This is a genomic window from Mesorhizobium sp. WSM1497 (assembly GCF_001672455.2).
Lineage (GTDB): Bacteria > Pseudomonadota > Alphaproteobacteria > Rhizobiales > Rhizobiaceae > Mesorhizobium > Mesorhizobium ciceri.
This window is the reverse complement of record NZ_CP021070.1, coordinates 2791626-2817745: the sequence shown is the minus strand read 5'-3', so window position 1 is coordinate 2817745 and position 26120 is coordinate 2791626. Positions and strand designations below refer to the sequence as shown.

The 26120-nt window shown below is 60.3% G+C and carries 18 protein-coding genes; 3 read left to right on the top strand and 15 right to left on the bottom strand.

The genetic code is table 11. From position 1 onward, the window contains the following. Window positions 1-402: 402 nt before the first annotated feature. The 6 genes from A9K65_RS13600 to A9K65_RS13570 form a co-directional block, all read right to left on the bottom strand. The gene (locus A9K65_RS13600; protein WP_064994716.1) at window positions 403-2598 is read right to left on the bottom strand and encodes a Z1 domain-containing protein; all 2196 of its coding nucleotides are present in this window, start codon (window positions 2596-2598) and stop codon (window positions 403-405) included. A gap of 2 nt (window positions 2599-2600) precedes the next feature. Further along, complete coding sequence (locus A9K65_RS13595) at window positions 2601-5699, bottom strand: site-specific DNA-methyltransferase (RefSeq protein WP_064994715.1); 3099 nt, start codon at window positions 5697-5699, stop codon at window positions 2601-2603. Between the two features lie 2 nt (window positions 5700-5701). Continuing rightward, window positions 5702-8755, bottom strand: coding sequence for a DEAD/DEAH box helicase family protein (locus A9K65_RS13590; protein ID WP_064994714.1), 3054 nt, complete (start codon window positions 8753-8755; stop codon window positions 5702-5704). Between the two features lie 527 nt (window positions 8756-9282). Then, window positions 9283-9690: a DUF6527 family protein gene (locus A9K65_RS13580; protein ID WP_023723763.1), complete on the bottom strand. Its 408-nt coding sequence runs from the start codon at window positions 9688-9690 to the stop codon at window positions 9283-9285. Continuing rightward, window positions 9687-10892, bottom strand: a complete 1206-nt coding sequence (locus A9K65_RS13575; protein ID WP_084016036.1) for a ThiF family adenylyltransferase — start codon at window positions 10890-10892, stop codon at window positions 9687-9689. Before A9K65_RS13575 ends, A9K65_RS13580 begins: the two co-directional genes overlap by 4 nt. Then, window positions 10852-11103 (bottom strand): multiubiquitin domain-containing protein, encoded by a 252-nt coding sequence (locus tag A9K65_RS13570; RefSeq protein WP_023723761.1) that lies wholly within the window; start codon window positions 11101-11103, stop codon window positions 10852-10854. The genes A9K65_RS13575 and A9K65_RS13570 overlap by 41 nt, the downstream gene beginning before the upstream one ends. 176 nt (window positions 11104-11279) lie before the next feature. Between A9K65_RS13570 and A9K65_RS35155 the strand changes: the two genes are divergently transcribed. Both A9K65_RS35155 and A9K65_RS13565 read left to right on the top strand, forming a co-directional pair. Continuing rightward, window positions 11280-11576, top strand: coding sequence for a hypothetical protein (locus tag A9K65_RS35155; RefSeq protein WP_064994711.1), 297 nt, complete (start codon window positions 11280-11282; stop codon window positions 11574-11576). Then, complete coding sequence (locus tag A9K65_RS13565) at window positions 11573-12730, top strand: ImmA/IrrE family metallo-endopeptidase (protein WP_064994710.1); 1158 nt, start codon at window positions 11573-11575, stop codon at window positions 12728-12730. The genes A9K65_RS35155 and A9K65_RS13565 overlap by 4 nt, the downstream gene beginning before the upstream one ends. Window positions 12731-13106: 376 nt before the next feature. Here A9K65_RS13565 and A9K65_RS13560 read toward each other — a convergent pair whose 3' ends face one another. The 4 genes from A9K65_RS13560 to A9K65_RS13540 form a co-directional block, all read right to left on the bottom strand. Then, a complete protein-coding gene (locus A9K65_RS13560; protein ID WP_023723757.1) occupies window positions 13107-13796 on the bottom strand; it encodes a hypothetical protein in 690 nt (229 codons plus the stop codon). A gap of 506 nt (window positions 13797-14302) precedes the next feature. Next, on the bottom strand, window positions 14303-17605 hold the full coding sequence (locus A9K65_RS13555; protein WP_064994709.1) for a UvrD-helicase domain-containing protein: 3303 nt from the start codon (window positions 17603-17605) through the stop codon (window positions 14303-14305). Next, complete coding sequence (locus A9K65_RS13550; protein ID WP_064994708.1) at window positions 17605-20238, bottom strand: PD-(D/E)XK nuclease family protein; 2634 nt, start codon at window positions 20236-20238, stop codon at window positions 17605-17607. Before A9K65_RS13550 ends, A9K65_RS13555 begins: the two co-directional genes overlap by 1 nt. 445 nt (window positions 20239-20683) lie before the next feature. Continuing rightward, window positions 20684-20965 (bottom strand): hypothetical protein, encoded by a 282-nt coding sequence (locus A9K65_RS13540; RefSeq protein WP_064994706.1) that lies wholly within the window; start codon window positions 20963-20965, stop codon window positions 20684-20686. Window positions 20966-21060: 95 nt separating this feature from the next. Here A9K65_RS13540 and A9K65_RS36480 point away from each other — a divergent pair, with 95 nt between their 5' ends. Continuing rightward, window positions 21061-21192: a hypothetical protein gene (locus A9K65_RS36480; RefSeq protein ID WP_280953816.1), complete on the top strand. Its 132-nt coding sequence runs from the start codon at window positions 21061-21063 to the stop codon at window positions 21190-21192. Between the two features lie 316 nt (window positions 21193-21508). Here the strand turns inward: A9K65_RS36480 and A9K65_RS13535 are convergent, their stop codons facing one another. The 5 genes from A9K65_RS13535 to A9K65_RS13515 all read right to left on the bottom strand — a co-directional run bounded on the left by A9K65_RS13535 (window position 21509) and on the right by A9K65_RS13515 (window position 25945). After that, window positions 21509-23248 (bottom strand): VirD2 family relaxase/mobilization nuclease, encoded by a 1740-nt coding sequence (locus A9K65_RS13535; RefSeq protein WP_064994705.1) that lies wholly within the window; start codon window positions 23246-23248, stop codon window positions 21509-21511. Window positions 23249-23423: 175 nt separating this feature from the next. Next, entirely contained in the window at window positions 23424-24395 is a 972-nt protein-coding gene (locus A9K65_RS13530; RefSeq protein ID WP_084016067.1) for a lytic transglycosylase domain-containing protein, read from the bottom strand. Between the two features lie 157 nt (window positions 24396-24552). Further along, complete coding sequence (locus A9K65_RS13525) at window positions 24553-24879, bottom strand: DUF736 domain-containing protein (RefSeq protein ID WP_064994703.1); 327 nt, start codon at window positions 24877-24879, stop codon at window positions 24553-24555. Then, window positions 24816-25484 carry a S26 family signal peptidase gene (locus A9K65_RS13520; RefSeq protein WP_064994702.1) on the bottom strand — a complete coding sequence of 223 codons (669 nt, stop codon included), beginning with the start codon at window positions 25482-25484 and terminating at the stop codon, window positions 24816-24818. The genes A9K65_RS13525 and A9K65_RS13520 overlap by 64 nt, the downstream gene beginning before the upstream one ends. Continuing rightward, window positions 25481-25945 carry a DUF2840 domain-containing protein gene (locus A9K65_RS13515; RefSeq protein ID WP_064994701.1) on the bottom strand — a complete coding sequence of 155 codons (465 nt, stop codon included), beginning with the start codon at window positions 25943-25945 and terminating at the stop codon, window positions 25481-25483. Before A9K65_RS13515 ends, A9K65_RS13520 begins: the two co-directional genes overlap by 4 nt. Window positions 25946-26120 lie beyond the last annotated feature (175 nt).

Here is a 26120-nt window from a genome sequence, read left to right as displayed (position 1 = left end):
CGGAACCGCGTGCCCGGGAGTCCCGTTGACGCCAGTTTTCGTCTATCGAGCCAGAGATTTATGCTCGATCACAACAGTCAAATGACCGTTTCTGGCGCGTTGCGAGCATCCGCCGCAGATTCTCGAGGCTCGGGCCTGGCTATAGCCGGTGCAGGCAAGCGTCTGGTTTGCGCCACTTCCACGACGTTTAGGCAGCCGCCAGCCGATCCCACAAGCGGACAATTGTTCAGCTAGCTCGGCACCGCTTACCGCCCGGGATGGAACGGCTGGATATGGCCCGGCCCACGCCTGCTCGCTCCCCGAGCGATCGACCTGTGATGCGCGCGACGGCATTCCGCCCATACATCGATCTTGTCTTTCCGTCCATGAAGCTGATGACCGGCGGCCGGCGGCCGAACTGCGTCAATCGTCATCCTCTTCGCCGGCCTCCAACTCTCGGACGGAAGTGGCGAAGATGCTCGGAACCGATCTTGCTGGCGCGACTAGCACGGGCCACCAGAACGGCGCACCGCGCCAGCCGTCCTCCTCGCTGCCTTCCTGTTGCAACAAGGCCAGTATGGGTAATGACCCTGGCAGCGAGCGGAACGCAGTGCGCTCTTGGTAGGATAGCGGAGAGTCTGAAAATCTGCCTCCCGTACGCTTGCGGCTCATTGTGCGGCCCGTGACGGCATAAAGCCAGCATCCACCGCGAGACGCAGGCGGTGACGCGATCTTGGAATAATACTCAATCGCCGCTCGTGCTGCTTCCCAATCGAAATTGTAGCCGCCCTCGAACGTCACTGAGGGTTCTATCCCGCTTAGGAGGGCGACAGCTTCCTCGCATGTGACCTCCACAGGATCACCCGACTCCAAAGCCGCTGTAGGGATCAGTTTCGATAGATTTGCGCCGATACGGCTAAGCTCTGTGCGTGACTTCGTTTGAAAGCCGAAGGGCACTAGCGCCGCGTTGGGCCTCAACGATACTATATTGGAAACAAGTATCTTGCTCGGCGCGCACGGTACGACACGGTTGCTTTCATCCTTCATCACAAACGCCACCCCTCGGTCATGTGCGCCCGTTAGGAACGCATGGCGCAGCGCTGAGTCAAACTCATGAATGCGCTTTAAGGTACCGTAGTTAGACGGGGTCGTGTAGAAACGGCTTACAGCCAAATCGGCCCTCGGCCTCGCGCCGTACATCCGCGCGTGTTGCAACACCGTATCCTGCTGCATCTTCTTCGGGGAACGTCCGTAGAAGAAGGCGAGCAAATTTGGAACCGTTATGCCGCGATCAAGAATCTGGCCGCCAATAAAAACATTGAACGGCGTTCTTAGACGAAGCTCCGCGTTTTCGTCAAGCAGTGCTTGAACGTCGTTATCCGAGTTAACGCGTTCGGTGACAACACCGCCCTTCACAAAGGCTTCGCGAACTTCCCGCAACAGCTGAGCACGGTCCGGCATGTTCCATCCGCCCGCCGTTACCGATCGCGCCAGGTCGTCGATCGACCTTTCGACAAGTTGGTCGAAAATTACGTCGTTCGCCCGTGCTGCGGCGGCCATGCCGTCGATAATTTCCTTTGCCACGGTATGCTGCCAAGCGTGCGATGCTCGTGCCGTTTCTACATGGACGATCATCGAATAGCGCTTAGGCGGGGCGCCTTCCATTTTCTGTTGCAGGCGTCGGAGTGCAGCGGCAGTCACGAATGTCACCAGAGCATGGCGCAATGCCTCGGTGCGAGGCGATGAGAGCGCCTCGTCGGTGCGGACGCGGCGGCGATCTTCCTTCTTGAGCGCAGTTAGCTCGTCTTCCGACACAGGATGCCAAAGATAGTACTCGGGCGCCTCCTCGTCGTGTTCGCCGAAATACTCATCGCCACCGACGTAGCCCCCGTGGATCGGCACAATCTGTGTAAAGACCGGCCGCTTCGGCTCGAACGTGAAGTTCTCACCTTCAGGCCGCTCATACTCGTCGGGCTGTAAGTAAAGCGAGTACGGCGTTGCCGTCACCTGTAACACCGCTGGATTACTCAGCTCGCGCCGCAATTCGTCAATTCGGTCGGCAATCCGACCTTGTTCGATGTCGTCAGAGCCCTTCTTCTTAGTGAAGCGGATTGACGCAAAATCGGCCTCGTCATCGACGATCAGAACGCGTTTGGCCCGCAGCCGCGGATGCGTCTCGGCAAACAGCTTAACTAGCCGCCGCATATTGTTCGCTTCCTTCTTCGCGACGAAGATCAACTTGTGGCCGTCGATTTCCCAATCGGTCAGGTTGGGTACGTTCATGATATCGAATACCGCGAGTTCCTCGGCATCGCGGAATACGCTGTACTCTCTGGAAATGCGGTTGACAGTTTGCTGGGCGAGCGTCTTCGTGCCCTTAGTCAGGACGACTGCAACATCGAAACCATTGTCAAATGCGGACGCGATTATCCCGAGGAACGCGCGCGTCTTGCCCGATTGGATTTTGCCAAGCAACATTCCGGGACGTCGCGCGTCGGTCTCGGATGACAGCAGCGCCTCGACGGTAGCTTCGACGCAGGCCTCCAGCTCTGCTCCTTCCGCCGAACCGCCTTCTGCTCGATATGCTTTAAGCCGGTCGTAAAATCCCCCCAGTATCATACCTAACCCCTTGGTTTTGCGACGCTATAGACCTTCATCACCTCGTCACCGTAGTGATTGATAACCTTCACAGCAATCTTGCCCGTTGAAGGCGCTGGGAAGGGCCGTGAGACGGTGCTGTTGAGCACGCGCCAGGCGTCCTCATCGAGCTCGGCCTTGAGCGCGGCCTTGAGCTTTTCGTATGGATCTTTGCCGCCAAGAAAATAGGCCTGCCTGACAAAGAAGCTGGTCTCGTCGTAATCGTCGTCGAGGAACCAACAGGCCACATCATCCTCGACCTTCCCCGACGATTTCTGCTCGCCGGTGTTGGGGTTGAAGATGTCGACCCCCTTGATCTCAACCTCGTATTCCCCGTCCGCCCGCGCGCGAAAATTGACGTCGGGTTCGCCGAAGACGACGAACAGATTGCCTTGGTCAGCAGTCTTGAGCCGATCGCCCATCCGCAGGTCCTGGTTCATGTTGACCTTGAGCACGGTCAGCCGGCCAAGCGTCATCGTCTCGGCCGACGCGTGCGCCTCGAACGCGAAGCCGCAAACGATCAGCGTGTCGAACGTATCGACCGCTTCGCGCGCGGCGGCGACGATCATGGCGCGGGTTACCGTGTCATATTCGGGCCCGATGAAAATCGCCGCGCGACGCTCTGGGGCGCCCTCGCTTTCTCCTTCGGTGTAACGCCCCTCGGCGTTGAGGTAGCGTCCGGCGAAGGGGCGGATCGCGGTGAAACGCAGCCGTTCGCCTTTCTTGGTGTTGCCGACGCCCGCGACCTTCAGGTTGTCGAGCACGACGCGCATAAAATCGTCGCTGGTCTCGCCCGAGCGCTGGCGGATTGCGAGTCGGTTGGGCGTCGGAGCATCCTCGTCCAGCGCCGCGAGCAACATCGGATCGTCTTCGTCGGCCGGAAGAACCCGGTGCGGGGAGAGGCTGTCGACGGTGAATGGTCCCGCGACGCGCACCGTGCCTTTCAGCTCGACGGGCTTGTCGACCAGATATTCTGTCTCGGCGTTGGCGGCGATCGAATCGTCGATTTCCTTCTGGCGGTAGATGCGCGCTTCCCACCAATCCGCATGGGGGCCGAGCGCGGCGGCGGGAAGCGGATCGCCGGCATGGTCGGGAATGTTGTCGACGGTGAAGTTTCGGCCGAGCAACTTGTTCAGTTCCCCGATAGCCTTGCCGATCTTCTTGTCATGCCTGGCGATGTCGGTTTCGTCGATCTCGTTGTCGCCGCGATCGAAATTGCTTCGCATTCGCTCGCATTCGGCGAGCAGCGCCTTCGCCTTGGCGTGCGCCTTTACCGGCTTTTCATCCCAAGGGTAAATCGGCGAGCGGGGGATCTCCCATTCCTCCCACGCGGTATCGGCAGCGTTGTTGAGCGCGGCGCGCAACGGCTCGAGTCGCTCCTGCCATTGGTCCCAAATGATGTCGATCGCCTTATTGTTGGCGATTGATTTCAGCGTGATGTGCGGCACGCGGTTGAGAACGATGCCGTGGGCGATGTCGCCCGTGAACGGTCCGCCATTTCGTGCCTCAGCGGACTCCGCCTCGGTCGGCTTGCGCGCCAGCCGCAGCGCCAGTTCCTCCACCGCGCCAGCCTCGCTATCCTTGAGCGCGTACCAGGGATAACGCGCGCCCATCAGCCGTGTGCGCGCCAGGGTCAGTGCTACCCGGCTGGTATCGATAGTGATCCAGCGGCGGCCCCATTGCTCGGAGACGTAGGCAGTGGTGCCGGAGCCGCAGGTAGGATCAAGCACAAGGTCGCCTGGGTCGGTTGCCATGAGAATGCAACGCTCAATAACGCGTGGAGAGGTCTGAACGACGTAAAGCTTGTCGCCTGCGCCGGCCACGTCGGTCCAAACGTTATTGATTTGATAGGCGGCGAAATCCTGAAGGTATCGGATAAATCTTACAGTCTTTGGCCCGGCCTCTATGCGCGCAGCCATTTTGAGCCGCAACATCCCCGTCTCCCCAGTCGTCCAAAAGCGTTGACCCGGACCAAAGGTTCTACCTTGAAAATTAAATGCAGCGCTGCCAGGAGGTTTAGCCGAAGTTAGGCTAGTGGTCTGAAAAAATCGGCCGTTCTCGTCGACTCTATCATATCTCTCACCGGTTCCGCCTCCCTCACCAGCGGATTTCGTATAATATGTCTGTCGAAATTTGACCACCGACGCATCTTTTGCAAACCACAAAATAAAATCTGAGGTGTTTGACAGTAGATCACTTGGCTGACCACCGGTCTTCTGAATTGTGATCTGGGAGATCAGATTTCTACTGCCGAATACCTCATCCATCACCGCTCTAACTCGATGAACGTTTTCATCACCAATTTGGAAAAATATTGAGCCGCTTTCGGTCAGCAGGTCACGCATAACCGTTAGACGATCGCGCAAATAGCTCAGATAGGAGTGGATACCGTCAGCCCATGTGTCTCGAAAAGCCCGTACCTGCTCGGGTTCGCGGCTGACCTCATGCTTCTTCCCGTCTTCAACCTTCCTAGAGCGCGTTGAAACCTGCCAATTCGAACCAAATTTGATCCCATACGGCGGGTCGAAGTAAATGCATTGAACCTTGCCGCGCAGGTCTTCCTTCTGTGCCAGGCTGGCCATCACCTGAAGGCTGTCACCGAGAATCAGGCGATTGGTCCATTTCTGCGTGTGCTGGTAGAAGTCGAGCCGATCCTCGTCGTCGATGCCGTTGAAGTCGGCGAAGAGGTCCGGCGCATTCGGCTCCGGTACGCTTGCCGCCGCGCGGCGGCGGATGTCGTCGATGATCGCTTTCGGATGTATCTTCTCCGCCGTGTAGATCGGCACCGCGTCCACGCTCAGCGGTTCCGCGTCCTGCTCGTCCTTGCCCCGCCACACCAATTGCACCGCCCCTTGTCCATCTTCGCTGTCCGCCCACACCAGTTGCGGGTCGAGCGCCGTGTTCCTGTCGTATAGCTCCGGCTGCGCCGTCGGGCTGAACGCCCGTGCGAGCGTAACCTTCTCGGGCGCGGCTTCCGCGTCGGTGAGGAAGCTTTGCAGTTCCATCGTCGGGTTGTTGCGCCGCCGCTCACGCCGGTGCTGTACCGTCGCGATCGCCAGCGGATTCTTCGACCCCCGCGCCACCGTTAAGCCGCCATCGCCGCTGAGGGCGGCAAGGCCGCCTCGAACGCAGTCACGATCGTCTCGAATGCATGTTCCATGTCGAACGGCCTAACAATCTCGATGGGCGGCCCCCATCGCCCGAAGCGCCCGTCATTGTTTACAGCCTCGAGCCAATAGGACCTTAGGGTATCGGCCTTTGCCTCATCCTCGGCGTCACGCCGACCTTTGATCTCAACGACGAGTTGCAGCGGATCGAGCCGGCCATCATCCCAATGGACGACAAAGTCAGGCCGGTAGCTTCGCTCCGTACCCATGAAGAGGTAGGGCACTTCGAAGCCAAGCCCGTGGTTCTTCACATAGCCGCGCACTCGTGGGATGCGCTCCAGTCGTTCAGCAAAGGCGGCTTCCCAGTCGCTGTCGTACACGACGTAGTTGACTTGGCATTTCGCTGGATCGGTCGCGAGCAAAGTGGTCTTGGCGGTGTGAAGATCGACGAAGCGGCTCGATCCTTCCGGTTCAAACGGCTGCATGACGGGCAAGATTTCCTCCTTGCCCGCGCGGTCGAGCGCCTTGGCACAGGCGCGCACGATCCGATCGACCGCCTCATCGCGATAGCCGGCAAGGCTCAGCCAACCCGCCGTGCGACCATCGGCCAAGTGTAGGCATTCATTTAGCCAGCGCCGAGCGACGCTCAGGAATTGCGGGAACAGAAACAGGGGCTCGCCACCCATATTTTCGGCCATCAACGCCCAGCGCTCCAACGCGCGCTTGGCCAGCATGTAAGCCACGGTCTGCGGCCGGATCGCATCAAGCTCGCCCAAGTCGAGCTTGATGCCTGCGCCGACCAGCGGGTCGATCTCGGTTTCCTTAGGGATCGGGGTGTCTGCGCCAATCCGCATCCGGCTTTCATCGACAAATGTGGCGTTGACCCGTCCCTTCGGAAACTGGACGCGATAGCCGACCACGCGCGGAAATCGGATTTCCGGTGCGGCGCGGCTCTCGTCCGCGAACACTCGCGTCCGTGGCTTGGGCGGCGAAAAGTCCTTCGCCGAATTGGCGGGCATGAAGTCAAATGGGACGCCGAGCACTTCGGCATATTCGGGCCGGAACATGCCTTGGTCGTCGGGTTCATAGGACACGCGGCGCAGCGCGCGGCCGACGACCTGCTCGCACAGCAGGCGCGTTCCGAACGCGCGGCAGCCCAAGATATGGGTGACGGTGTTCGCGTCCCAGCCCTCGGTCAACATCGACACCGAAACCACGCAGCGAACCAATGCGCCTAGCTTGCCCTTCTGCCCCACGGTGTTCATCACCTCGCGGAGCAAGTCGGCATCGGTCATCGCGTCGGCATCGCGTCCGGTAGTGCGGCGTACCTCGCGCCGGAACGCTTCAATTTCGTCAGCCGCGACCTCCTTGAAGGCGTCCGAAATGGCGTCGCCGCTGTCCAGCTCGTGGCTATCGATCAGGATCGTGCGTCGCCGGTTGAGCTGTTTGCTGTCTTGAACGTTGTTGAACAGAGGCAGATTGCCGGCCCGCCAGCGACGCTTGGTCACGTCCTCCTCGTCGGGATTCTCGCACCAGCCGGCGATCCAGTCGTGGATCAGCTTGGACGTGGACGTGTTGTTCGCGACGACGATGAACACAGGCGGCGTCTCGGCACCCTTCGTGGTCCATTCCTCATATCGCGCGGCGTAATCGCGGTAGAGCGCCTTCAACGCCGCTTCGAGCTGCGCCGGCAACTCGTCGGGCGAAAAGGCCGTAGATTTGCGACGACCCTTTCGCGGCAGGCTGTCGCGAACGTGCTTGTAGATGTGGCGAAAAATCGGCTCGTCGCGCTTCACAACGTCGTCGTGTGTTGGCACCCGTGGCACCTTGACAATTCCAGCCTCGATTGCGTCCATCAGCGAGAAGTCTGACGCGACCCAAGGGAATAGCTTGCCTTCTTCCTGTCCCGAACCGCGCAGGAAGAACGGCGTCGCCGAAAGATCGTAAACCGTTTTCACACCGATCACGCGATCGATGGCGCGAATGCCGTTGATCCAGACGCGCGCCTCATTGCGCGCCTGTTCAGCTTCCGCCTCCGCCTCGGCCTGGCTCTCTTCCTCCGACCGCGCCACCGGCCCCGACGCGCTCGCCGGCGGCGCTTCGTAGCAATGATGCGCCTCGTCATTTATCACGACGATCCCGCGCCTTCCCATAAGCGGGGCCATGACACGCTTGACCATGTCCGCCTCGGTTTCGCGAAAGCGGACGTCGAACTCGTCGGGGTCTTCGCGCGCGCGGAGGACGCCAAGAGTGCCCTTGCTGATCTCGGTCTTCACCTTGAGCTGGAAGGCGTGGAAGTTAGTGACGACAATCCGGGCCTTCTTCAAATCGTCCATCATGTCGCGCGGAACGATCGACAGCCTCTCGTAGATTGAATTGGTCGACTCGGGCATCAGTACCCGCAATCGGTCTTTGATGGTGATGCCGGGCGCAACGAGAAGAAAGGCGTCGGTAAACGTCTTCGATTGCGGTCGGCGGGCTTTGTTGATGGCTTGCCACGCGATCAGCATCGCCATAACCGTTGTTTTGCCAGCACCGGTCGCCAGTTTCATCGCCAGCCGGGATAGGCCGGGATTGGCGGCTTCGCTCATGCCGCGAAAATATTCGACGTGCTTGGCGTGTACAGGGCTGCGCGGGGCGACCTCGGTCAACCAGATCATCGTTTCGGCCGCCTCGGCCTGGCAGAAAAATAGTGGACGCTCTCGATCGGTCGCGCGCCAATGCTTAAGAAGCCGCGCCGTCTCGTAGGTAACGCCCCAGCTGGCTTCGGGCGAAATACGCCACTGATCAACTTCCGCGCGGATCGCGTTTATGCGGTCGTTCGCTAGCCTCTCGGTTGTTGTCTCCTCGTCGAAGATAAGCTCTTCTTGCCCGCCGCGTTTGCGTTTAGGCGTGGCGACGGCGACGATATATTCGGAACGTCGCCTTTCCTCGACAGTCTCTCCGGTCGGCTTGCCGGTATTGTCCAACAGCCAGTGTTTTGCGGGTGCGGCGAAGGGCGTATTGAGGATCGGATTGTCGAGGACGGCCATGCGCCAAGCTTGTGCATGCGAAAGACCGGACCGGCAATAGCGAGAAGGTCAGTGTGAAGAACTATTTCGGTTGACAAGACAGTCTTTTCGAAGCGCGGAGTATTCGGCCCATCGGTGCATGCGTCGGTTACGCGTGCCACGTTCCAGCGGCGGCTCTCGTTTCCGCGCGCGCTGAGGGCATACACCAGCGATTCTCTGGCCCAAAACGGCGGGTGCTGGGTCCAACATTAAATGGCAGCTAGGAGGCCTTTCAATCCTAAAGCTGCCGGGCGGCAATCCGCCTCATTAGGCCCGTTTGCACCGCATTGATCTTCGCCTGGAACCGGTCGTTCGATCTGCGGGCGGAGATCAACAGCTCCGCACTCCATTTGAGATGTACAGCTGGACGCTGAATGCACCCGAAAGCCGCCCGTTGTGGCAGGTGGATCAACGTCGTCTCATTGTGAAACCATCCGATTTCGGCCGAGCCCACACTCAGATCGGGGCCGCCCGGCGTCAAAACCCAAGCCTACGAAATCCTTGCGTCATCACCTTGTGATGAAGGCCCGCAACTTGCTGAGCAGGCGGAGCACCGCCGTTTTGGCCCTTTGCCACCGTGAGGCTGGCTTAGCGTCGCGCGCAACATGCCGAGCGATCTGCGAATGCATGATCTTGGCCGCCTGGGCGCCGGTAAAGGCGGGGAGCCAATGAACGTGGCCAGCGCTGATAACGTAGTGCGACTTGCACGGCGCATCGAAGACGCCAATGGACGGCCGAATTGTCGCGTAACCGCCTTCGTCCCATACCTCGTGACTATCGGGCACCAGGAGGGTGATGCGATGGCCGCAGCCGCAGGCGCACAGCAGCCCGGCGAGTTCAAATTCCTCGGTGTGGTAGACGACGCCCTCCCTCATGTCAGGGGGGATGCGGTCCACCAGTTGATAGCGATAGCTCATTTCGCAATCACCGGCCGGTCGATCTCGAAGGATGATGTCTCGAAAATGATCGACGCAGCGTCATCCAGACGGTCATAGATCGCAAAGTGCTGCTTGAACCGAACCACCGCCAAAGCAGCGTTGAGAGCGTTCAATTCTGCAATCTGGCCCTGCCGGCGATATTCGCCTCCCTCCGGATCGCCGCCAGGCAGGAAGACCGTTCGCGCGGTTGCTTCATAAGCCGCCCGATCTACACCGGTGACCCTGACGACGCCATTCAAACCAACCGGTGCCCGGTTAAGCCCCATTCCGCAGTCTACGAAGGGAATCCCATTGGCGCTCAGCCAATCAGCGATGAAGATGCGGGAGGGACCGTGGTCGATTGCTAGGAACACAAAATCAAAGCCTCGAAGCCGCTCTATATTTGCCTCGGTCACCCGCTCCGGGACAGCTGTGATGTTGGCGTGCCATTGTCCGTATTGCTGCCCAAGGGCCTCGACCTTTCGCGACCCGATCGCTCGCGGAATAAACCCTGGAAAGCGGAAGATGGTGTGCACGTGCACCTTGTCATCGTCGAACAAGGCAATTTCGGCCAGATGCGTGCGGGCGATGAAGTCCAAAATATACGAGCCCGTACCGCCGAGCCCGACGATGGCGGCTCTCTTGCCCTCAAGCAGCCTCGACACGTCGTTCATATGATACCTTGAAGACAGGGTATCAGGGAAACGCAGCGGTGTGCCCTGCTCTGCCGCCTTGACCTCGATGGCTCGCAACGGGGTCGCGTCCGGAAAAACTGCCAATGCGGGGCCCGTGATCGTATCGATATATGTGTGCACCTTCTCTTCGAACGAGTTGTAGGAACGCATCTGACCCGCCGAGTCGAGGAGCTTGTACGAGAACGAACTGTCCGTCTCAAAGCCCTCGGCAACCTTGACCTTGTCTGCCCCTCCGCCAAGGCGAAGTTGGCGACCGTTCTGATCGTGCGGACGCGCGCCTCGGAACCAAGCCTGGTGATTGCTTGGTGGATCAAGAACTCCTTCCGCCGACAGATCGACAGGACTTGCCAAATCTCCATGCGCAAGCTCGCCCCGCTCATTCAAATAGGGCAGGCCGTAAATGAGAAAGTAGCCGCCCACGAAATCGAGTAGGTAACCTTGCTCTTCAAGGTCTTGGACGAACCGATTACGATTCGCCAGTTCCCGAAACTCTGAACCGCATGCCATCTTTTACCATCACCTCGTTGCCTGGCGCGAGCGTCCCGCTCACATTGTTGGAGTGGCCGCGCGAGTACTTGATCAGGTATTCGTTGGAGCCAGCCCCTCCATCCGAAAGATAGAGTGCGACGACCTCGTCGTACGAGATCTTCTCCTTCGCCACCTCATGATCGTCTTGATTGACGGTGATGGTGACAGTCTTCTCGGGTTTTCCGGCCATACCTTGGTACCTCGCAGAGAATGTTAGGCTTGTGAGCCTGGCCCGCGAACCTGCTTGGCTCGCGTCCCAGTTGGTGCTACTCGTTCCACTACTGGGAACGATGAGTCTTGGTATGCCATAGCTGAAGGCTCGGCGCAAGTGATCGTTCCATATTTGGGAACCGTTTGGATCGTCAAATGCGGCTGATGGGTATCGCGAAGCTGGAGGGCCTCGCCAGATGCGGGATCGACGGCATGGCCGGCGCCGTTTCGGCGCTGCTTTCGGAGCTTGCTGTCATGCAGTGGCGAACCGAAGCGGAGTTCGTAGCCCGGTTTCCTTTCGCGAGCTGCGGCACGGAAGGGGTGCGCATTCCCATAGGGGAGGCTCACTGTGTCGAGCTCATCATCAAATACGACACCGGTATGGTTCTGGTTGCCTTTGCGGGGGCGACGGCTGGGCGCAAGACCGGCACAACAGGGAGACGAGAGTCATGACGATACGACCGATCAGGACGAAGGGCGACTACGACAAGGCTATGGCGCGCGCGCGCGTACTCATAGTGCGCGACGACCAGAATTCCATCGACGAGCTCGATGTGCTCCAGGTGCTCGTCGAAAACTGGGAGAGGACACATAATGCTATCGTGGCCGTCACACCGGCCGATGCCATTCGCTTCCGCATGGGGCAGACGGGGCTTAAGCCACGCGACCTCGTTGCCTATCTGGGGACAAAATCGCGTGTCTCCGAGGTCCTGAACGGCCAGAGGCAACTGACCGTCGACCAGATACGGGCATTGAGCCAGCATCTGTCGATTCCAGTGGAGTCACTGATCGGGCCGACACGCCATGAGCCGAAGTCTCGACCTTCCGCTACCTCGGTTGCGGCGGTCGAAAAGCTTCGGAAACTCGGGGTGATGAAGGCGAGGGAGGAACTCTCGGCCTTTCTTTCGCGCGCCGGTAATCTCGGGCCGACTGTTGCTATGCTTCGGAAGACACGTACCGAGCGCACAAACGCCAAAACCGATTTTGGTGCGGTCGAAGCGTGGTGTGCCGCTGTACTGGTGATGGCAGACAAGGTGTCGGTGAAGCCCCGCAAGACACTCAACGCTGCAGCTGCCCGCCAGTTGGCTAAGGTGAGCGCCGAGCACAACTGGCCGTCGCTAGTGAGAAGCAAGCTAGCGGGTCTGGGGGTTGCCTTCGTCGTTCTCGAACATCTACCTGGAACCTATCTTGACGGGGCTGCCATGTGTCGCCGCGACGGAACGCCTGTCATTGCAGTTACCCTACGCCACGATAGGATCGACAATTTCTGGTTCACCCTGCTGCACGAGTTCGCCCATGTCTGCTGCCATTTGAGTGAAGATCGAAAAGTCATTCTGGACGACCTTGAAGTCAGCGCTGTCGATGGGATCGAAGCGCAGGCTGACGCCTTTGCTAGCAACGCTCTAATTCCGGAAAAGTACTGGAACAAGCATATCTCGGAGCATAGCACTGCGGACGATCTGCAGCTGGTAGCCAACAGGGCAGGCGTACATCCCGCCATTGCAGCCGGCCGCTGGCAGTATCGCTATGGCGACTACCGGCGCTTTAGCAAATTACTCGGACGGAGCGAAGTGCGGGAAGCGTTGAGTGAGCAGCAGCCGGTGTAACCAGGCGCCATCGCCGCCGGGTCCCTGCTTAACTCCGATTCAGTACTCAAGATGGTGATTGCCAGGTTCATCGTCGGCTTTTGGCGCGAAGCAGCCGCTCGCTAAAGGCAGCTTATGGCCCGAAGCGGTTCTCGACACGCGAGCAGTGGCTTTGAGCACCTTTTGCCTCCGGCGGGCTTTTACGTGACAATACCGAAATGCGATAAGCCGCCGTGGTCGCCGACATGACTTTCGTCGCTTAGCTTCTGCCGGGCCAGTTCGGCGAGTTCAATCACTAGGACTTCAAGGACAATGGCCACCGCCGGCGACGCACATGGCAGCCCAATAGGCCGTCGACCGACCTGAAACTGAGTGCGCTTCATTCGCGAGAGCGGCGCTATGACCCCTTCTTGACGTCTGGAAGGCTCGTCACGCCATCCGCGAGCGCGCGCGCAAACGCCCGCAGTGTTGCCGTGTAATTGGTGAAGCGCTTCTTATCGAGCTTGATCGGATCGGCTTCCTTGAGCGCGATATTGCGCCCTGCCGCCCCCGCTATTCGGTTGATCGCCTTGCGGTTGAACACCGGGATACCGTGGGCGCAGAGATTACGTACCGTCACTGCTTCGACGACCGCGCGCTTGCCGCCTTTAATCCCCGACCAGTCGCGACCGCCTGCTTTCAAGATGGCATCGCCCCAGACTTCCGTTGCTACGTCGCTTATATAGCGCTCGGCCGCCTCGGTGACGTTGCCAGCCTTCATGCCTGCGAAGCTGGTACGAGCGATCCCCTTGTCGATCACGAGCCGTTCTACGAGTTCGCGCGCGAGGTCCTCCGTCAGCGCGACATACGTGGGATAGAGTGTCCGGTACAGCACCTCCCCGTCGTTGAGCACCTGCTTGAAATCGTCAAGAACGCATTTGAAGCCGGAATCACCGGAGGGATCATGCACGATAAGCGGCGATGGAGACGATACCGGAAAGCCGTTCACATAGGTCTTGTAAGAATCGAGCGCCATCTCGCAGGCTAGCCGGAACCGCGTTAGATCGCGCCAGCGATCCCACATCGAATATCGCACCCAGCCGGCCATGCTTGCCCCAAATCCCGCTGGAACAATGTGACGCTCGATTCGGACGCGCACAAGGGGGCGCCGCTGCCTCGCGATCGGTCAAAGCGGCCGCACTCCAGCGTCGAAACCGCGCCTGCTTCTATACTGGATGTCGCGTTCTTGGGATCGAAAGACTGTCGCCCGGGTGTCGGCACCAAGCAACCCAGTGTCATCTGGATCAGAGCTGACGCGACCACTGTGCGCCGCATGTCAATCGCTGAGCGGGCGCCAACCGCATTCCGATCGCGGACACCCAAGCTAGCTGGCGGGGCTCCATGTTCACTTCGAAGTGTGGGGCATATGTCGGCGGCTCTCCACTTACCCGCCAAACAGACGGGCGAAGTAGCCGGGCCTTGGCTGGTTCCTCTGCTACATGCTCTGGTGGGACCTAGCTGTTTTGCGTGACCGGAAATGACGCCAAGGATCATGCCGTTGGTTCACCTCCTGCTTTCGGGTTGACGGAGGCGGTCGTGCGAGGGTGTTCAGGTTCAATGCGGGGGCAGGACAGGCACGATTTCACCGGTGGTCATATATACAATCGCGCCGCGTGGCGCCGAGGTTGCTCGTAGGTAGCGCTGCAACTGGTGGACATACGCAGTGCGATGCCGGGTTGTGTCGCGATCGCTCTTCCAGTCCAGGACTTCCGCGACTTTGCCATCCTCTACAGCGATTGCATCGACGCGGCCGGCGAGAAGAGTGCCGGCCTCCATCTCGCCCCAGATAGACAGTTCCGGCACAAGCACAGGCAAGAGACCTTGCACATACGGCAGCCGGTAGGTCTGCAGTGCGGTCGCCGCGAGTTCGCCTGGAGCCGGGAGCGGTCCCTCCGCGGGGTCGATGGCAAGAAGCTCGTTGAGAAGACGTCCAGCGCGCGCGGCAACGTCATCCTGGGGTGAGAGTTCGCCCGTCAGAAGTTCCTCCATAAGCTTATGAAGAACCAGCCCGCGTGTCCTGCCGGCGCCAATGGGCTCTACGTATTCGAACGCGCCGCTCGGTCCGGCCGCCGTGGCCGGTGCCAGGATTTCGGCTCGATCCGCATCGTGGGCGCTGGGATTGACCCAGCGCAAAGTCGGTGAGGCTGCCTGAACAATGGCGGCTTGCCGCACGAACGTATCTGCGTCCTGAGGTAGCGCGGCTGTGTCGAGATCGACGGTCGTGGGTGGCTCGAGCTGGTTGAACCGCAATTCCTCAAGCAGGTCGAATCTGAGATTGAGCAGTTTCGACCACGCACCTGGCTTCGCTGACGAAAGGTTGGGAACGACCAGCAGGTCGCGCGCGCGCGTGGACGCAACATACCACATGCGTTGATTTTCCAGGCCCTGACGCTGTGCTTGCTCCTCGCGTGCACGCTTGAGCGCAGAGGAACACACGCCGCCGATGATCCAGTGCAGCGTGTTGTCGGATTGACGATGCACGAAACGTTCTGAGGGTCTTGGAAGCGTGCCCATGTTGATGGGGATCACCACAGGCCACTCAAGCCCTTTGGCGCTGTGAATGGTCACGATTTCCACCGCGTCCTTCGTCGCATCGATCCGGCCCTCCTGCCGGGAGGCGCGACGATCCCAATCGAACTGGAGATGGCGGACGAAAGACCGAAGCCCCCGGACATCAAATGGCCGCGCCAGTTCGACGATCCGGTCAAGATTGGCAAGTGAGCGCGCGGCCCGGTTGTTGCCGCTGCGCGAAGACAGTACGACGCGCAGTTGAAGCTGCTCGATGGCCTCAGCCAACAGAATGCGCGGCGTCGTGACGTTCACCCGCGCGCGAAGCTTTTGCAGGATCCCGAGGATGGAGGCGGCGATGCGATGGGACACCAGAGCCGGTGGTGTTGTGATGTCAAAAAGGCCCGTCGGTGAAGCGTCTGGTCCTGCCTGATGGACCTCTTCGGCGATGTCGAGCAGCTCTTCATCGGTTAGGCCGACCATGGGTCCGCGCATGAAGGCACCGAAGGCAAGCCGGTCGCGCGAATCCGCCAGCGTACGCAGCAGCGCTAGTACGTCCTGAGTCTCCTGCTGGAGTATCAGAGTCTTGCCGGCCTGCGACGCAACGGCAAGCCCGAGTGTCTCGAGCGCCCGTTCGTAGCGCCATAGGTCAGTGCCGGTTGGAGCAAGCAGGGCGATGTCACCCGCCCGAAGGAGGCGGCGCTTGCCATCGTGCTCGTCTTCGATTTCGATTGCGCCAACCAGTTTGTAACATACCCGCGCAATGTCAGCCGCCTCGACGTCGCGCTGCTCGGCCATGCTAGCCGTTCGACCGTCGCCAATGGTGACATGGGACGCGGAAGGCAGCCCATGGAAGGCACCCTCGCGTGTGGCGGTGAGCGCGCCATAGTTTGGCTGCCCGCTGGCATCAAGAACCGGTTGGAACACGGCGTTCACGTAGTCAATGATGCCTGGCTGGCAGCGAAAGTTGGCGCCGATGTGGACAACGCGGTCGCCCCCCAGGCGTGCAATCGTACGCTTCGCCTGATTGTAGCTGTCGATGTCGGCACCACGGAAGGCATAGATAGATTGCTTTGGATCGCCGACCACGAACAGCGCCCCGTCGCGAAGATCGGCATCCTGCCAGCGGTCGGGCATGGTGCGCGCGGCGATACAAAACAGGATGCTGGCCTGGATGGGATCGGTGTCCTGAAATTCATCGACCAGGATATGCGCAAAGCGTCGACCGACAGCCTCGCGCACGACATCGTTCTTGGTCACAAGGGCATGGGCGCGCAGCAGAAGATCGTCGAAATCAAGGACAGCAGCGTCGCCCTTGCGCTCAACATAGAGGTCGGTGACGGGGTCGAGGGCACGTGACATCCGATCGACCATGGCATCACCGATCTGGCCGAGGAGCTCTGCGAATTGCGTCTCACAGTTATGGGAATGCGCCTCGGCCTGCTGATCGAGCTCTGGTCCTTTGTCCTTGCCATACGCCGATTTCCAAAGGCCAAGATTGCGCTGCTTCTTGAAAGCGAGCTCGTTCCATTTCATCGAGGCAGTGCGCGGTGGGTCGGCAAGCTCCCATAGCCGAGCAAAGGTCGGCTGTGCCTCGAAGCAGTTTTCGTAGAATGCGGCGAGAGTTTCGAACTCCTCGATCAGCGACCCGGTGCTGCGTTCCTCGGGATAGTCCGTTTGCCAGCGCCGGTACGCACGGACGCTCTCCACAAATTCGATATCCTTGCGCAGCGAGAAGTCGACCGAAACCGTGCCGGCCCCGGGGTGCTCAAGCTTGAGCTTGGCTAGGTCGAAGCTATCCTTGACGACCTTCAGGGGCTCGAACTTGGAGAGGACCGCGACCGGATCCTCGCCCGCCCTTGCTTGAAGGGAAAGAAGCTCGAACAGCCATTTGGAGATGACGCTCTCGAACATCGCATCGGCCGCCGGCCCATCCATCATTCGCGATCCGGGATCGAGCCCCGTTTCGACGGCATAGGCCATGATAATCTGCTGACAGAACGCGTGAATCGTGCATGCGGTTATCTCGTCGAAGGCATCGATTGCCGACTTGAGGGCAGCCTTCCTTTCGTTGAGCAGCTCAAGGGTTATAGCGCCGCGCAGGACCTTCGGGATTTCTCCTGCCAGCAGCTGAGTTGCGTATTCGCGAATGCGCAGCGACAGCTCGCTCGCAGCCAGTTCCGTAAACGTAATCGCGGCTATGTTGCGGGGCGGGGCACCGTGCAACATCAGCATGACGACGCGGCCGGCAATCAGTGACGTCTTGCCCGTGCCCGCGGCCGCTTCGACCAGCAATGTTCTGTCGAGTTCGGTGAGAACGCGACTGCGCTCAAGGGCATCGCTCAGCATCACGGCTCCCTCCAAAGGGGCGCGAGCTTGTGCTGCGCGGCATTGAAACCTTCGTCCTTGCGCCGCTGATAGCGGTCGAGCGTTGCCGGCAGCGCGATCCTGAGTTGGTTGTAACCAGCGAACGCATCTGGTCCCGGATGGGCGATCCCAGCTCTGAGCCCGTCGACCGCGATATCGATGTAGCCTAGCAGCGTCTCTTCCGCTCGCTCCAGCACGTCCCCTTCAAGACGCGCCGGAGGTTCCTTGGTGTCGAGGTAGACGAGGCGGGAGATGATCGTACTTGCCTCGGGGATGAGTTGCTTGATGGCGGCGGCGTAGAGTGCTCGCTGAACTTCAGCTCCACCGCCTAGGATGACATCGCGCAGATTGCGCGGCGACTTGCCGGTCTTGTAGTCGGACATTCGCACGCCACGGCGGTCGGGCTTCACGTCCACGCGGTCGATGCGGCCCTTCAAGGGGATTCTGAAACGGCCGATCAGGACCGGTTGGTCTTCGCGCCAGGGATCGGAACGCTTTGCCTGCGATTCGGGCGTGCCGAACGGCACCTCGCTGAAGCTGAGGGTACCAGGACCGAAGCGGTCATCGACCGTCAATCCGCGGCGGGCCCGTCGCCGTGCCTCTTCGATCGTGTCGAGCCAGAGCAACCGCGGCGGCACTGCCCGCGTCAGCGGCCAGTGCTCCGCGATGCTGTTGGCAGCTGCCTCAAGCGCGCTATCGATTTCTACTGATGTTGCGCTGACAAGGTTAGGCATGCGCTCGACCGCGAGACGCAGCAATTCATGCACCAGTTCACCGAAGGTCATTGCATCGAGCTGTAGAGGCTGGACCGCGAGTTCAGGTGAGGTCATCCCCAACACTCTTAGCCACACATAGCCCAAGGGATCCCGCAACAGCCGCCGGAGCGAGGTGGCGGATTGCGGCGAGCTCAGAGCGCGCAGAACAGCTGGATGGTCCTCCCGGAACCCGCCGTCATGTGGGGTTATCTCAAGTCTGCGCGTCCAGTTGGCCCAGCAGGAAATGACGCTCTGTATGCGCGGCAAAGCGAGCGCATCCTTGGAACGAGCCAGCAGACGATCACCCTCGCTGAATGCATGCTCCGGCGTTCTGGTCCGGGAAAAGAAACGCTCGGCAACCCGATGCTGCAGCAATCCGCTCTTGGCGAGGAAAGCGCCTTCGGCCGATCGCCTGCTGCGCGACAGCGTAACCTTCGAATCGGGGTGGCTGGTCAGGATCTCGAAGGCCAGCCGATCGCGCTCAAGCCTGGGCAAGTCCACCAACGCGCGCTCGTTAAGCACATGCTCGGGCAGGAGCGGGTCCGCATTTTCGCCACGTGGCCAGCTTCGACTCGAAAGGCCAAGCAGACGCATATGCTTGCGTGGCGCACCAACCAGGTCCCCCGCCCGTGCCCAAACCACATTGTTGGCAGGGTCACTCTCATCCGCGACGCGCAACGACGTCAGTGTCATCTCCATTGCTGCCGCCGGTGCCAAACGAAGGGCCTCCTGCCAGAGCCCAAGGCTGCTGCCGCGCAGGAGCAACTTTCCAAGTTTGACCGCAGCTTTTGCGCCGTCCACGAGGTCATAAAGCACCGGCATCACGATCGTTGCGATCGGGGGACCATCGGTACGGGAGAGTTTTTCCAGACTACGCGCCCAATGTTCCGGCTCAAAGAGGCCCGCCTCGGTAGGGATTCCTTTCATCCAATCAGCTGGAAGTGCCTCCGACAGGTAAGGAGAGAGCAGGGACAGACGGCGAATGCGATCCTGCGAAAGTCCGCTGATCATCACATCGGCGAGCGCCGCACAGGTCTGGCCGGCGCGCGTGCTAAGGGCCGAAACGCCGCTGGCGAAATGGATCGGGAGATCAGCGTCCGCCGCCAGGACCAGCATGTGATCATCCCACACCGTCAAGTCAGCACTGGCGATTGCGATGTCGCAGGCCTGTGTCACACCGTCGCTCAACAACGCGCGCGCCCAGCGAAGCGCTTCAACTACCTCCGTGCGTGGGTCGGCGCAAACCTCACAGATCAAATGTTCAGGGCGTTGCAGGGTCCTCGCCAGAATCGTACCAGGGAACCAACTCCGGTCGCGCGTGCCTGGCGCGTCCCACGTGATTTCAACGACCGAGGCAAGGGCTTTGATGAGCGGCCGCCAGAGCGGGTCGACGGAAACAAGCCGATGAAGATGAAGAGGGCCGACGACAGCGGGGGCATGAGCGATACGCGCAAGCGCCCGATCGCTCAGATCCCCGGGCAACAGCGCGCCGATTGGAAGATGCACGCGCAGAAAGGCTTCGATGTGACCAAGGTCGCTCAGCCGGGCACTCGCATTGAGCGGATCGTCGAGACGAAGGTCAGCGGCCCACACACGCTCCAGGCTTGAGAGAACAGCGCGCGCCATACCAGGCCTTGCCTTGACCTTTTCGAGCTCTTCAAAAGTAATCTCTGCAAGTGCTCGAGCAACGATTGGCACAAGGGTTGCGTGATCCGCTGGTCGGCTGAAACCACCCGCAAGGCGCGCCGCGAGCAGTGGAACCGTGGCGACATCGAGACCGTGGTCACCCGTTCGCGCGGCGGCGACAAGCTGCATGCGAAAGGCTAACGTGCCCTCAACGACGACGGTGTGACGTTTCATGATAACAAGGACATTTGTTGCGGTGCTGCAAGCCGCTCATGCGAGCGAAGATCCGACGTAGCGTAGAGAAGGGATCATGAACTGCAAGGCCGCCGCAATAAAAACACTGACAGCCCTTTTGAGATTGCTTGCGCGGGACCATTGCTCGGCAACGCTGCCAATTAAGGCGCGGGTTTGCCAAGCTCGGTCGCCATCGGCGTACTGATGATTGGCGGCATCCAGCGGCGATTGGAGGCTCCTCCACCGGGCACCTATCTCACCTTTCGGCTCTGGCATGCGAGCAGAGACGGTTGACGTCTGGATGATCATCCTAAGGGCGGCAGCTTAGTAATGGTTCTGACTCAATAGCGGACTAGTGGCTTTTGGCCCAATTCCATTGCTGCCCCGGCGGTGGTTCAGTCAACGGGGCCAAGTCCGTCTGCCTCGGCCATTTTCTGCAGTTCGTTCATCGAATACCTCTCGATGCGATTCTCGTTGTGGCGACGAGGATGACGATCGGTTCGTGCAGTCCGGGCGTGTCCTTTGGCAGTTCGCCCAACGCGAAGGTCTCGAAGGGACCTTGGTAGAGGCTTGCCATCACGGAGAGGAGCCTGGTGCCGTCATCGCGAGACTTCGCTGGCGCGATGCAGAAGATGTGGATGTCGGGTAGTCCTCCGGCCGGCAGCAGCCGGTTGGACGGATGTTTCTCGGCGTTGATTTTGAGAATGTGTCCCCTGCCAGTGCGCATAATTTCCTTGTCGCCGCAAACTCCGGCCGCCGCACGAAGTCGGCTCCAAACAGCTTGGCGGCCAGATTGATTCCGATCTTCGTCATGACTCGGTCGTGCATGTCGATCCCCATTTCGAACCCTATGTGCACATCGTTGGCGAGGAGGATTTCGGCGGGCGCGGCATCGTCGGATATGGCGAAGACGTCGCGTTCTGTCGCAGCAGCGTCAGGAAGCGTGGAGCATGAATGGCTTGGCCTCAGCGCAGTAGATGCAGGTTCCCATGAGCCATGTAGGTGATGGAAAATCCTTGCTCTTTCAAGTATCGGGCGATGGAACGCTCAGTCGATCGACCCCGGATTTCTGTCGATTTTGGCGACATCGGCTAGCTCCACAAGCGGATTATCGGAAAGTCCGCGACGTGTCAGAAGCGGAGTGGCCGCCTATCAACTCTGATTTCCGAAAGCGGGCCGTCAGCTTACGGCCCCCCTGCCGTCAATCGAGAACTGGTGGCAGGTAACCGCTTTGGCGAAATCAGACCAAGTGATTTTTCCAAGCTTACGATCAAACTCCGAGTGATCGTTTTCGCCCGACGCTCCACTCAATACCCTTGGTGCCCCGCACCACTCCAGAAACATGCCTGCTGAGCTCCCTATCGAGCGACGGCGACCAAGGCACGAGCCGAAAGCCGAGCCCGTCATCGATCATCGCGAAGCGGCCGGACGCGAGGGAGAACCGTTGCCGATAGATGCCAGCCACATGACTTCCAGCTTCGGCCTTCGTGAACACAAGGCCAGTCTCAGCGGCGAGTTGCGTGCCGAGGGCCTCGACCTCCCGGCTGCGTAGAGTGTCGACAAGGTTGCGCGCGAGGATGATTTGCTGTCCCTCGCGTCGTGCGAAGCCCTGCTCGACAAGACGATCGGTGCGGTCCTGTAGCGCCTGCTTCACTTCCCTGCCGAAACCACCCTCCCCGACTTCGACGGGTTCACGCGCGACGAGCTGACGGTCGAGCCAAGTCGCGCCGGCAGCTTGGACCTGATCCTCGATGGAAAGATCCGAGCGGACGGCGAGTGCGACGCGGGCACGTCCCTTCGCATTCTCGTAGCGGCGCAACTCGACGGTCGAACCGGGCAAGGAATCGCCCGTGGCGTCGATATCTTGAAACCGGATGTGATGGACACGACCGTCTATGCCATCCACGATGGCATAAGCCGAGCCCCGTAACTCATCGTCCAGGCCGCGCTCCAACAGCCGACCGATGATAGGTTTGTCCATCTGCTCAGCTGCAAAGACAAAATCGGCCGCGCTTCTGTCGATGCCATGACCAGTTAGGCTGCGATGCATGCGTTTGATGATGTCGCCGCGCTCGGCGAGCGCACGCAAGGTCGTCTCAGCCTCCTCGGCCATGGTCCACTGGCCAGGACGGATCTCGTTTGCGAGGCTGAGGCTTTCCAACTTGCGGAGCCGTCCGACCTTCTGCGTCAGAAACTCGTCCGGCTGGCCATCAGGATGTGGCGCGAGATCGATAGTGCCATGGCGATCGGCATCACGAACAAGCTGGCGGTCGAGCTGTGTCCAACGTTCGCTGTCAATCTGCCTCTCGATTGTTTGGCGAATGTCGTGATCGGTGCGTAGCCCAAGTGTCTGGGTGAGGATGTCGCTCGCCCGGTCGCGCATGCCCTGGCTGATGTAGTCTCGTGAAATGACGAGGTTCTCGCCGTCATCGGCGACACCGCGAACGAGAATATGGACGTGCGGATGTTCGGTGTTCCAATGGTCAACGCCCACCCAATCGAGTTTGGTGCCGAGATCGCGCCGCATATCGACCATCAGGTCTCGGGCGAAGCCTTTGAGGTCGCCCAACTCGTGAGCATCGTCCGGTGAGACGATGAAGCGGAAATGATGCCGGTCCTCCTTGCAGCGCTCGGCAAAGACGCCGTGATCGGCCTCGTCGGTGTCCGGTCCAAACATCTTCGCCTTCTCGCCGTCACGGGTTACCCCCTCGCGGCGGAGATACTTGAGATGGGCGGCGAGCGGCGTCGATCCATTGAACTGACGAACGACGCGCGCCTTTACGACGGCACCGCGAGAGCGGCCGGTGATGAGGCGATTTGCGCGGATGCTTGCCGATCTGCCGCGACCGAACGTCGAGGCGCTTGGGGATGTGATGCGGCCTTTTCGCGAGATATGACCGCCCGCACGCTGTGCCGCTGCGAGCGCCTGGAATATGAACGGGCGAGCGCGCTGGCCGGCGCGGGAGCGGATACGGCCAGGGCGCACTCGAAAACTATTGTCACGATTCATAGGCGCTGAGCCCGCGAGGTGCGATTTCCATTGTAAATCTTGCGAAAACAGCGAGCGTGCACATCGCCAACTACGCGAGCACATCGCAAAGCGAGACAAAAACCACAAGAAAAACAACCAACCGACCGAGCCGCACATCGCGGCCCTTTATCCTGCCATCCCTCTTCGTCCTCTCTCACCGCCAACCCTCCTGCCGCAATTTCCGCGACGGAACAGGTCGGGATGCGGTTGACCAGGAATGCTCAGATCGTTGTGGAGTCGCGGCGTAGGTCTGCACAAACGGACTACGAATAGCAGGGTTCGGAACTGATACGCCTAAACTGCGCGCCCCGTCCGGTGGGGTTACGAGCGCGGTAAGATCGGTGACCGCTTTAACCTCTGGTGATCGCACGCTGGATGAGCGGATCGCCGTGAACACAGTCTCGACGGGAACATTGGTCTCGCGATCGTTTTGCGAAGCCGAGCTATTCCGTGTGTTCCCGACGCGCGCGAAAATCGCCCCTTCGAGTGCGCTCGCCCTGCCCGCTCCTTGACGTGCGCTCATCGGTATGGGAACCGAACTATTGATAAGAGGCGCCAGTTTCCTGACGTAGTCGATCGTCTCGCGCGGCAGCGGCCGGCCGGTAACGAGATGCTCTTCGTATCGCCCAGGACCGGCATTGTAAGCAGCGAGGAAACCGTTGCGGCCGAAGCGGTCGAGCATCTCGCGGAGATAGGCTGCACCCGCAAAAATGTTGTCGCGCGGCTGATAAGGATCATCACCGAGGTGGTACCTGGTGCACAGTTCTTCCCACGTCGGCGGCATGATCTGCATCAAGCCCATCGCGCCCTTGCTCGATATCGCATGAACGTTACCAACGCTCTCGACATGCATCACAGCGCGAAGCAGCCGCTCGGGAATGGCAAAGCGTCTGGCAGCCTCCCGGATATGCGCCGACCAGGGATCAGCAGACGAGATGGTGCTGCTGGAGTGCGCCAGCCGCTCACGATTGGCGGAAGGCTCTGCACAGACAATAGACGCTGGAAGAGCGAGCATGACGCTTGCAGACAGTACTGCAATCCACCGGCAGACAAAAGCACATGCGCCACCATCCCGACGCGCCTGCAGCGTGCCACCGTGCTCGCTTGCCGCAAACTGCAGCGCCATGAACGACCTGCACGACGGGCAAGCGTCCGGCCGCCCTTGACCTTCGCTGCGCGCGGTGGCCGCCTGACAGGCGATCGGGTCGAAGGGTTTGACCGGCGCCCAATTGATCAAAGGGTTTGACGCAGAAAGGCCGCTGCAGCGCAATCGGAGCATCCGATCAGCCTCGCTCGTCGCGCTTCGACTGCCGGCTCCAGTGTAAGGTCCAGACACTTTGCTCGGCATCGGACTGGAATAGATTGGCGCGGATCGGCTGCGTGAAGGACGGATCATCGATGGAGACCGAGAGATAGTTGCCGGCCTTCTCGCCGGTGCGATCCCATGCCGCGCCGATCTCCATGCCTTCGCAGAAGACGCGATGGTCTGGTGCGTTTTCGGCGTCCGATTTCTCGGCGGGGAGGATGGCGAGTTTCGCGTCGAGCGTCAGCGTAGAGACGTTGCCGAAGAAGCCATCATCGTTGCAGGTGAAGGTGCCGATCTGGGCCATTGCGTTGCTCCTTTCATGAGCCTTGACGAAGGTTGGTCCGACCCGTCACGGCTCGTCGCGATCCGCTTCCCAGAATCATCCGGTACCGGCGAAATGCGGTCGTTGGTCCAGACCGGGACTCCGCGACCGATGATCGAAGCCAGCGGGAGTGGGCCGAAATACCTGCCGTCGAAACTGTCAGCCACGAGCCAGTTCATGAGAAAGACTTCGTCACTGGCGACGACGTGGCAGCCCTGCCAGACGGGCAGTGGCCGGCCGCGACTGTCACGCTCACGCGCATGTCCAAAGGTCGCGCCGCGAACGATGATGGCGTAGCCTTGCCGACAGACAGTCGCGCCTCCGAGTGCCAACACGTGCTTCAGCAGCGGCACGCCGTTCGGCAGATATCCGCGTTCAGCCAGGAAGTCCGCCAGCCATTCGGGCGGCATGACGACGGCGATATCGGAAACGCCGATCCGGTCGACCGGCTCGACGCGGTAGAGCCCGACCGGGACGCTCACTGACGCGTTCCAGATCAACTTCGGTCGATGGTCGATCCATGCCGGCTCGGCGACGAGGGCCGCGGCTCCGAACATCGCGACGATGATCGTTGCGCGCATGCTCATGGCTTAACTCGGCGACGGAGGAGCCATGCCTCATGGCGCTGGCGAGTGTAGGGCCTGGGCGTCTCGCGCGCGGCGAGCCGGCTTTGGGCATGCCGCCAGTAGTCTGGCGAAACGTCGGCAGGATCGATGTCGATCGCTTCGATAGCGTCGATGATCTTCAGCACCTTTTCGACGTCCGGCCATCCGATTGCTGTAAGCAGGATGTCGGCGCCAGGCCGCACATAGGCGACAGTCGAGCAGCGCTCGCCGGTGGCAACAACGCGTAGGATATCGATGCGGGAAGCGACAGTGCCGAAGTCGTTGGCGGTCCAGCGAACGAAGGCGAAGATGCTGCCTGGCGTAAAGGATACGACACGACGGCTACTGTCGATGTTACTGTTGGAAGCAACCTTGCCGAACCGGATGTAGTTCTCGATCCGCTTCTTCAGCCACACCAGTTCCACGTGAGTAAGATTGCTCATTCTGGCCCTCGTAACCGGAGGTCAGCCGTCAGCGTGGCGAAACGAGGGGCGACGAAAACAGTCGTGCTCCACGAGGAACAACGGACATCAATTATTCTCGGCCTGGCCGAAAGATCATGGCTCCGTCTACAGCGTCGTGGATGAGCGCTTTCCGTTAGAAACAATCCGAAGGATT

Bases quoted from the DNA above. Each gene is read 5' to 3' on its own strand.
- A9K65_RS13540 (WP_064994706.1), bottom strand. From the start codon at position 20,965: ATGCGCACTGGCAGGGGACACATTCTCAAAATCAACGCCGAGAAACAT.
- A9K65_RS13520 (WP_064994702.1), bottom strand. From the start codon at position 25,484: ATGAGCATGCGCGCAACGATCATCGTCGCGATGTTCGGAGCCGCGGCC.
- A9K65_RS13570 (WP_023723761.1), bottom strand. From the start codon at position 11,103: ATGGCCGGAAAACCCGAGAAGACTGTCACCATCACCGTCAATCAAGAC.
- A9K65_RS13580 (WP_023723763.1), bottom strand. From the start codon at position 9,690: ATGAGCTATCGCTATCAACTGGTGGACCGCATCCCCCCTGACATGAGG.
- A9K65_RS13600 (WP_064994716.1), bottom strand. From the start codon at position 2,598: ATGATACTGGGGGGATTTTACGACCGGCTTAAAGCATATCGAGCAGAA.
- A9K65_RS13515 (WP_064994701.1), bottom strand. From the start codon at position 25,945: ATGAGCAATCTTACTCACGTGGAACTGGTGTGGCTGAAGAAGCGGATC.
- A9K65_RS13560 (WP_023723757.1), bottom strand. From the start codon at position 13,796: ATGGCCGGCTGGGTGCGATATTCGATGTGGGATCGCTGGCGCGATCTA.
- A9K65_RS13555 (WP_064994709.1), bottom strand. From the start codon at position 17,605: ATGCTGAGCGATGCCCTTGAGCGCAGTCGCGTTCTCACCGAACTCGAC.
- A9K65_RS13535 (WP_064994705.1), bottom strand. From the start codon at position 23,248: ATGAATCGTGACAATAGTTTTCGAGTGCGCCCTGGCCGTATCCGCTCC.
- A9K65_RS13525 (WP_064994703.1), bottom strand. From the start codon at position 24,879: ATGGCCCAGATCGGCACCTTCACCTGCAACGATGATGGCTTCTTCGGC.
- A9K65_RS13575 (WP_084016036.1), bottom strand. From the start codon at position 10,892: ATGGCATGCGGTTCAGAGTTTCGGGAACTGGCGAATCGTAATCGGTTC.
- A9K65_RS35155 (WP_064994711.1), top strand. From the start codon at position 11,280: ATGCGGCTGATGGGTATCGCGAAGCTGGAGGGCCTCGCCAGATGCGGG.
- A9K65_RS13565 (WP_064994710.1), top strand. From the start codon at position 11,573: ATGACGATACGACCGATCAGGACGAAGGGCGACTACGACAAGGCTATG.
- A9K65_RS13550 (WP_064994708.1), bottom strand. From the start codon at position 20,238: ATGAAACGTCACACCGTCGTCGTTGAGGGCACGTTAGCCTTTCGCATG.
- A9K65_RS13590 (WP_064994714.1), bottom strand. From the start codon at position 8,755: ATGGCCGTCCTCGACAATCCGATCCTCAATACGCCCTTCGCCGCACCC.
- A9K65_RS13530 (WP_084016067.1), bottom strand. From the start codon at position 24,395: ATGGCGCTGCAGTTTGCGGCAAGCGAGCACGGTGGCACGCTGCAGGCG.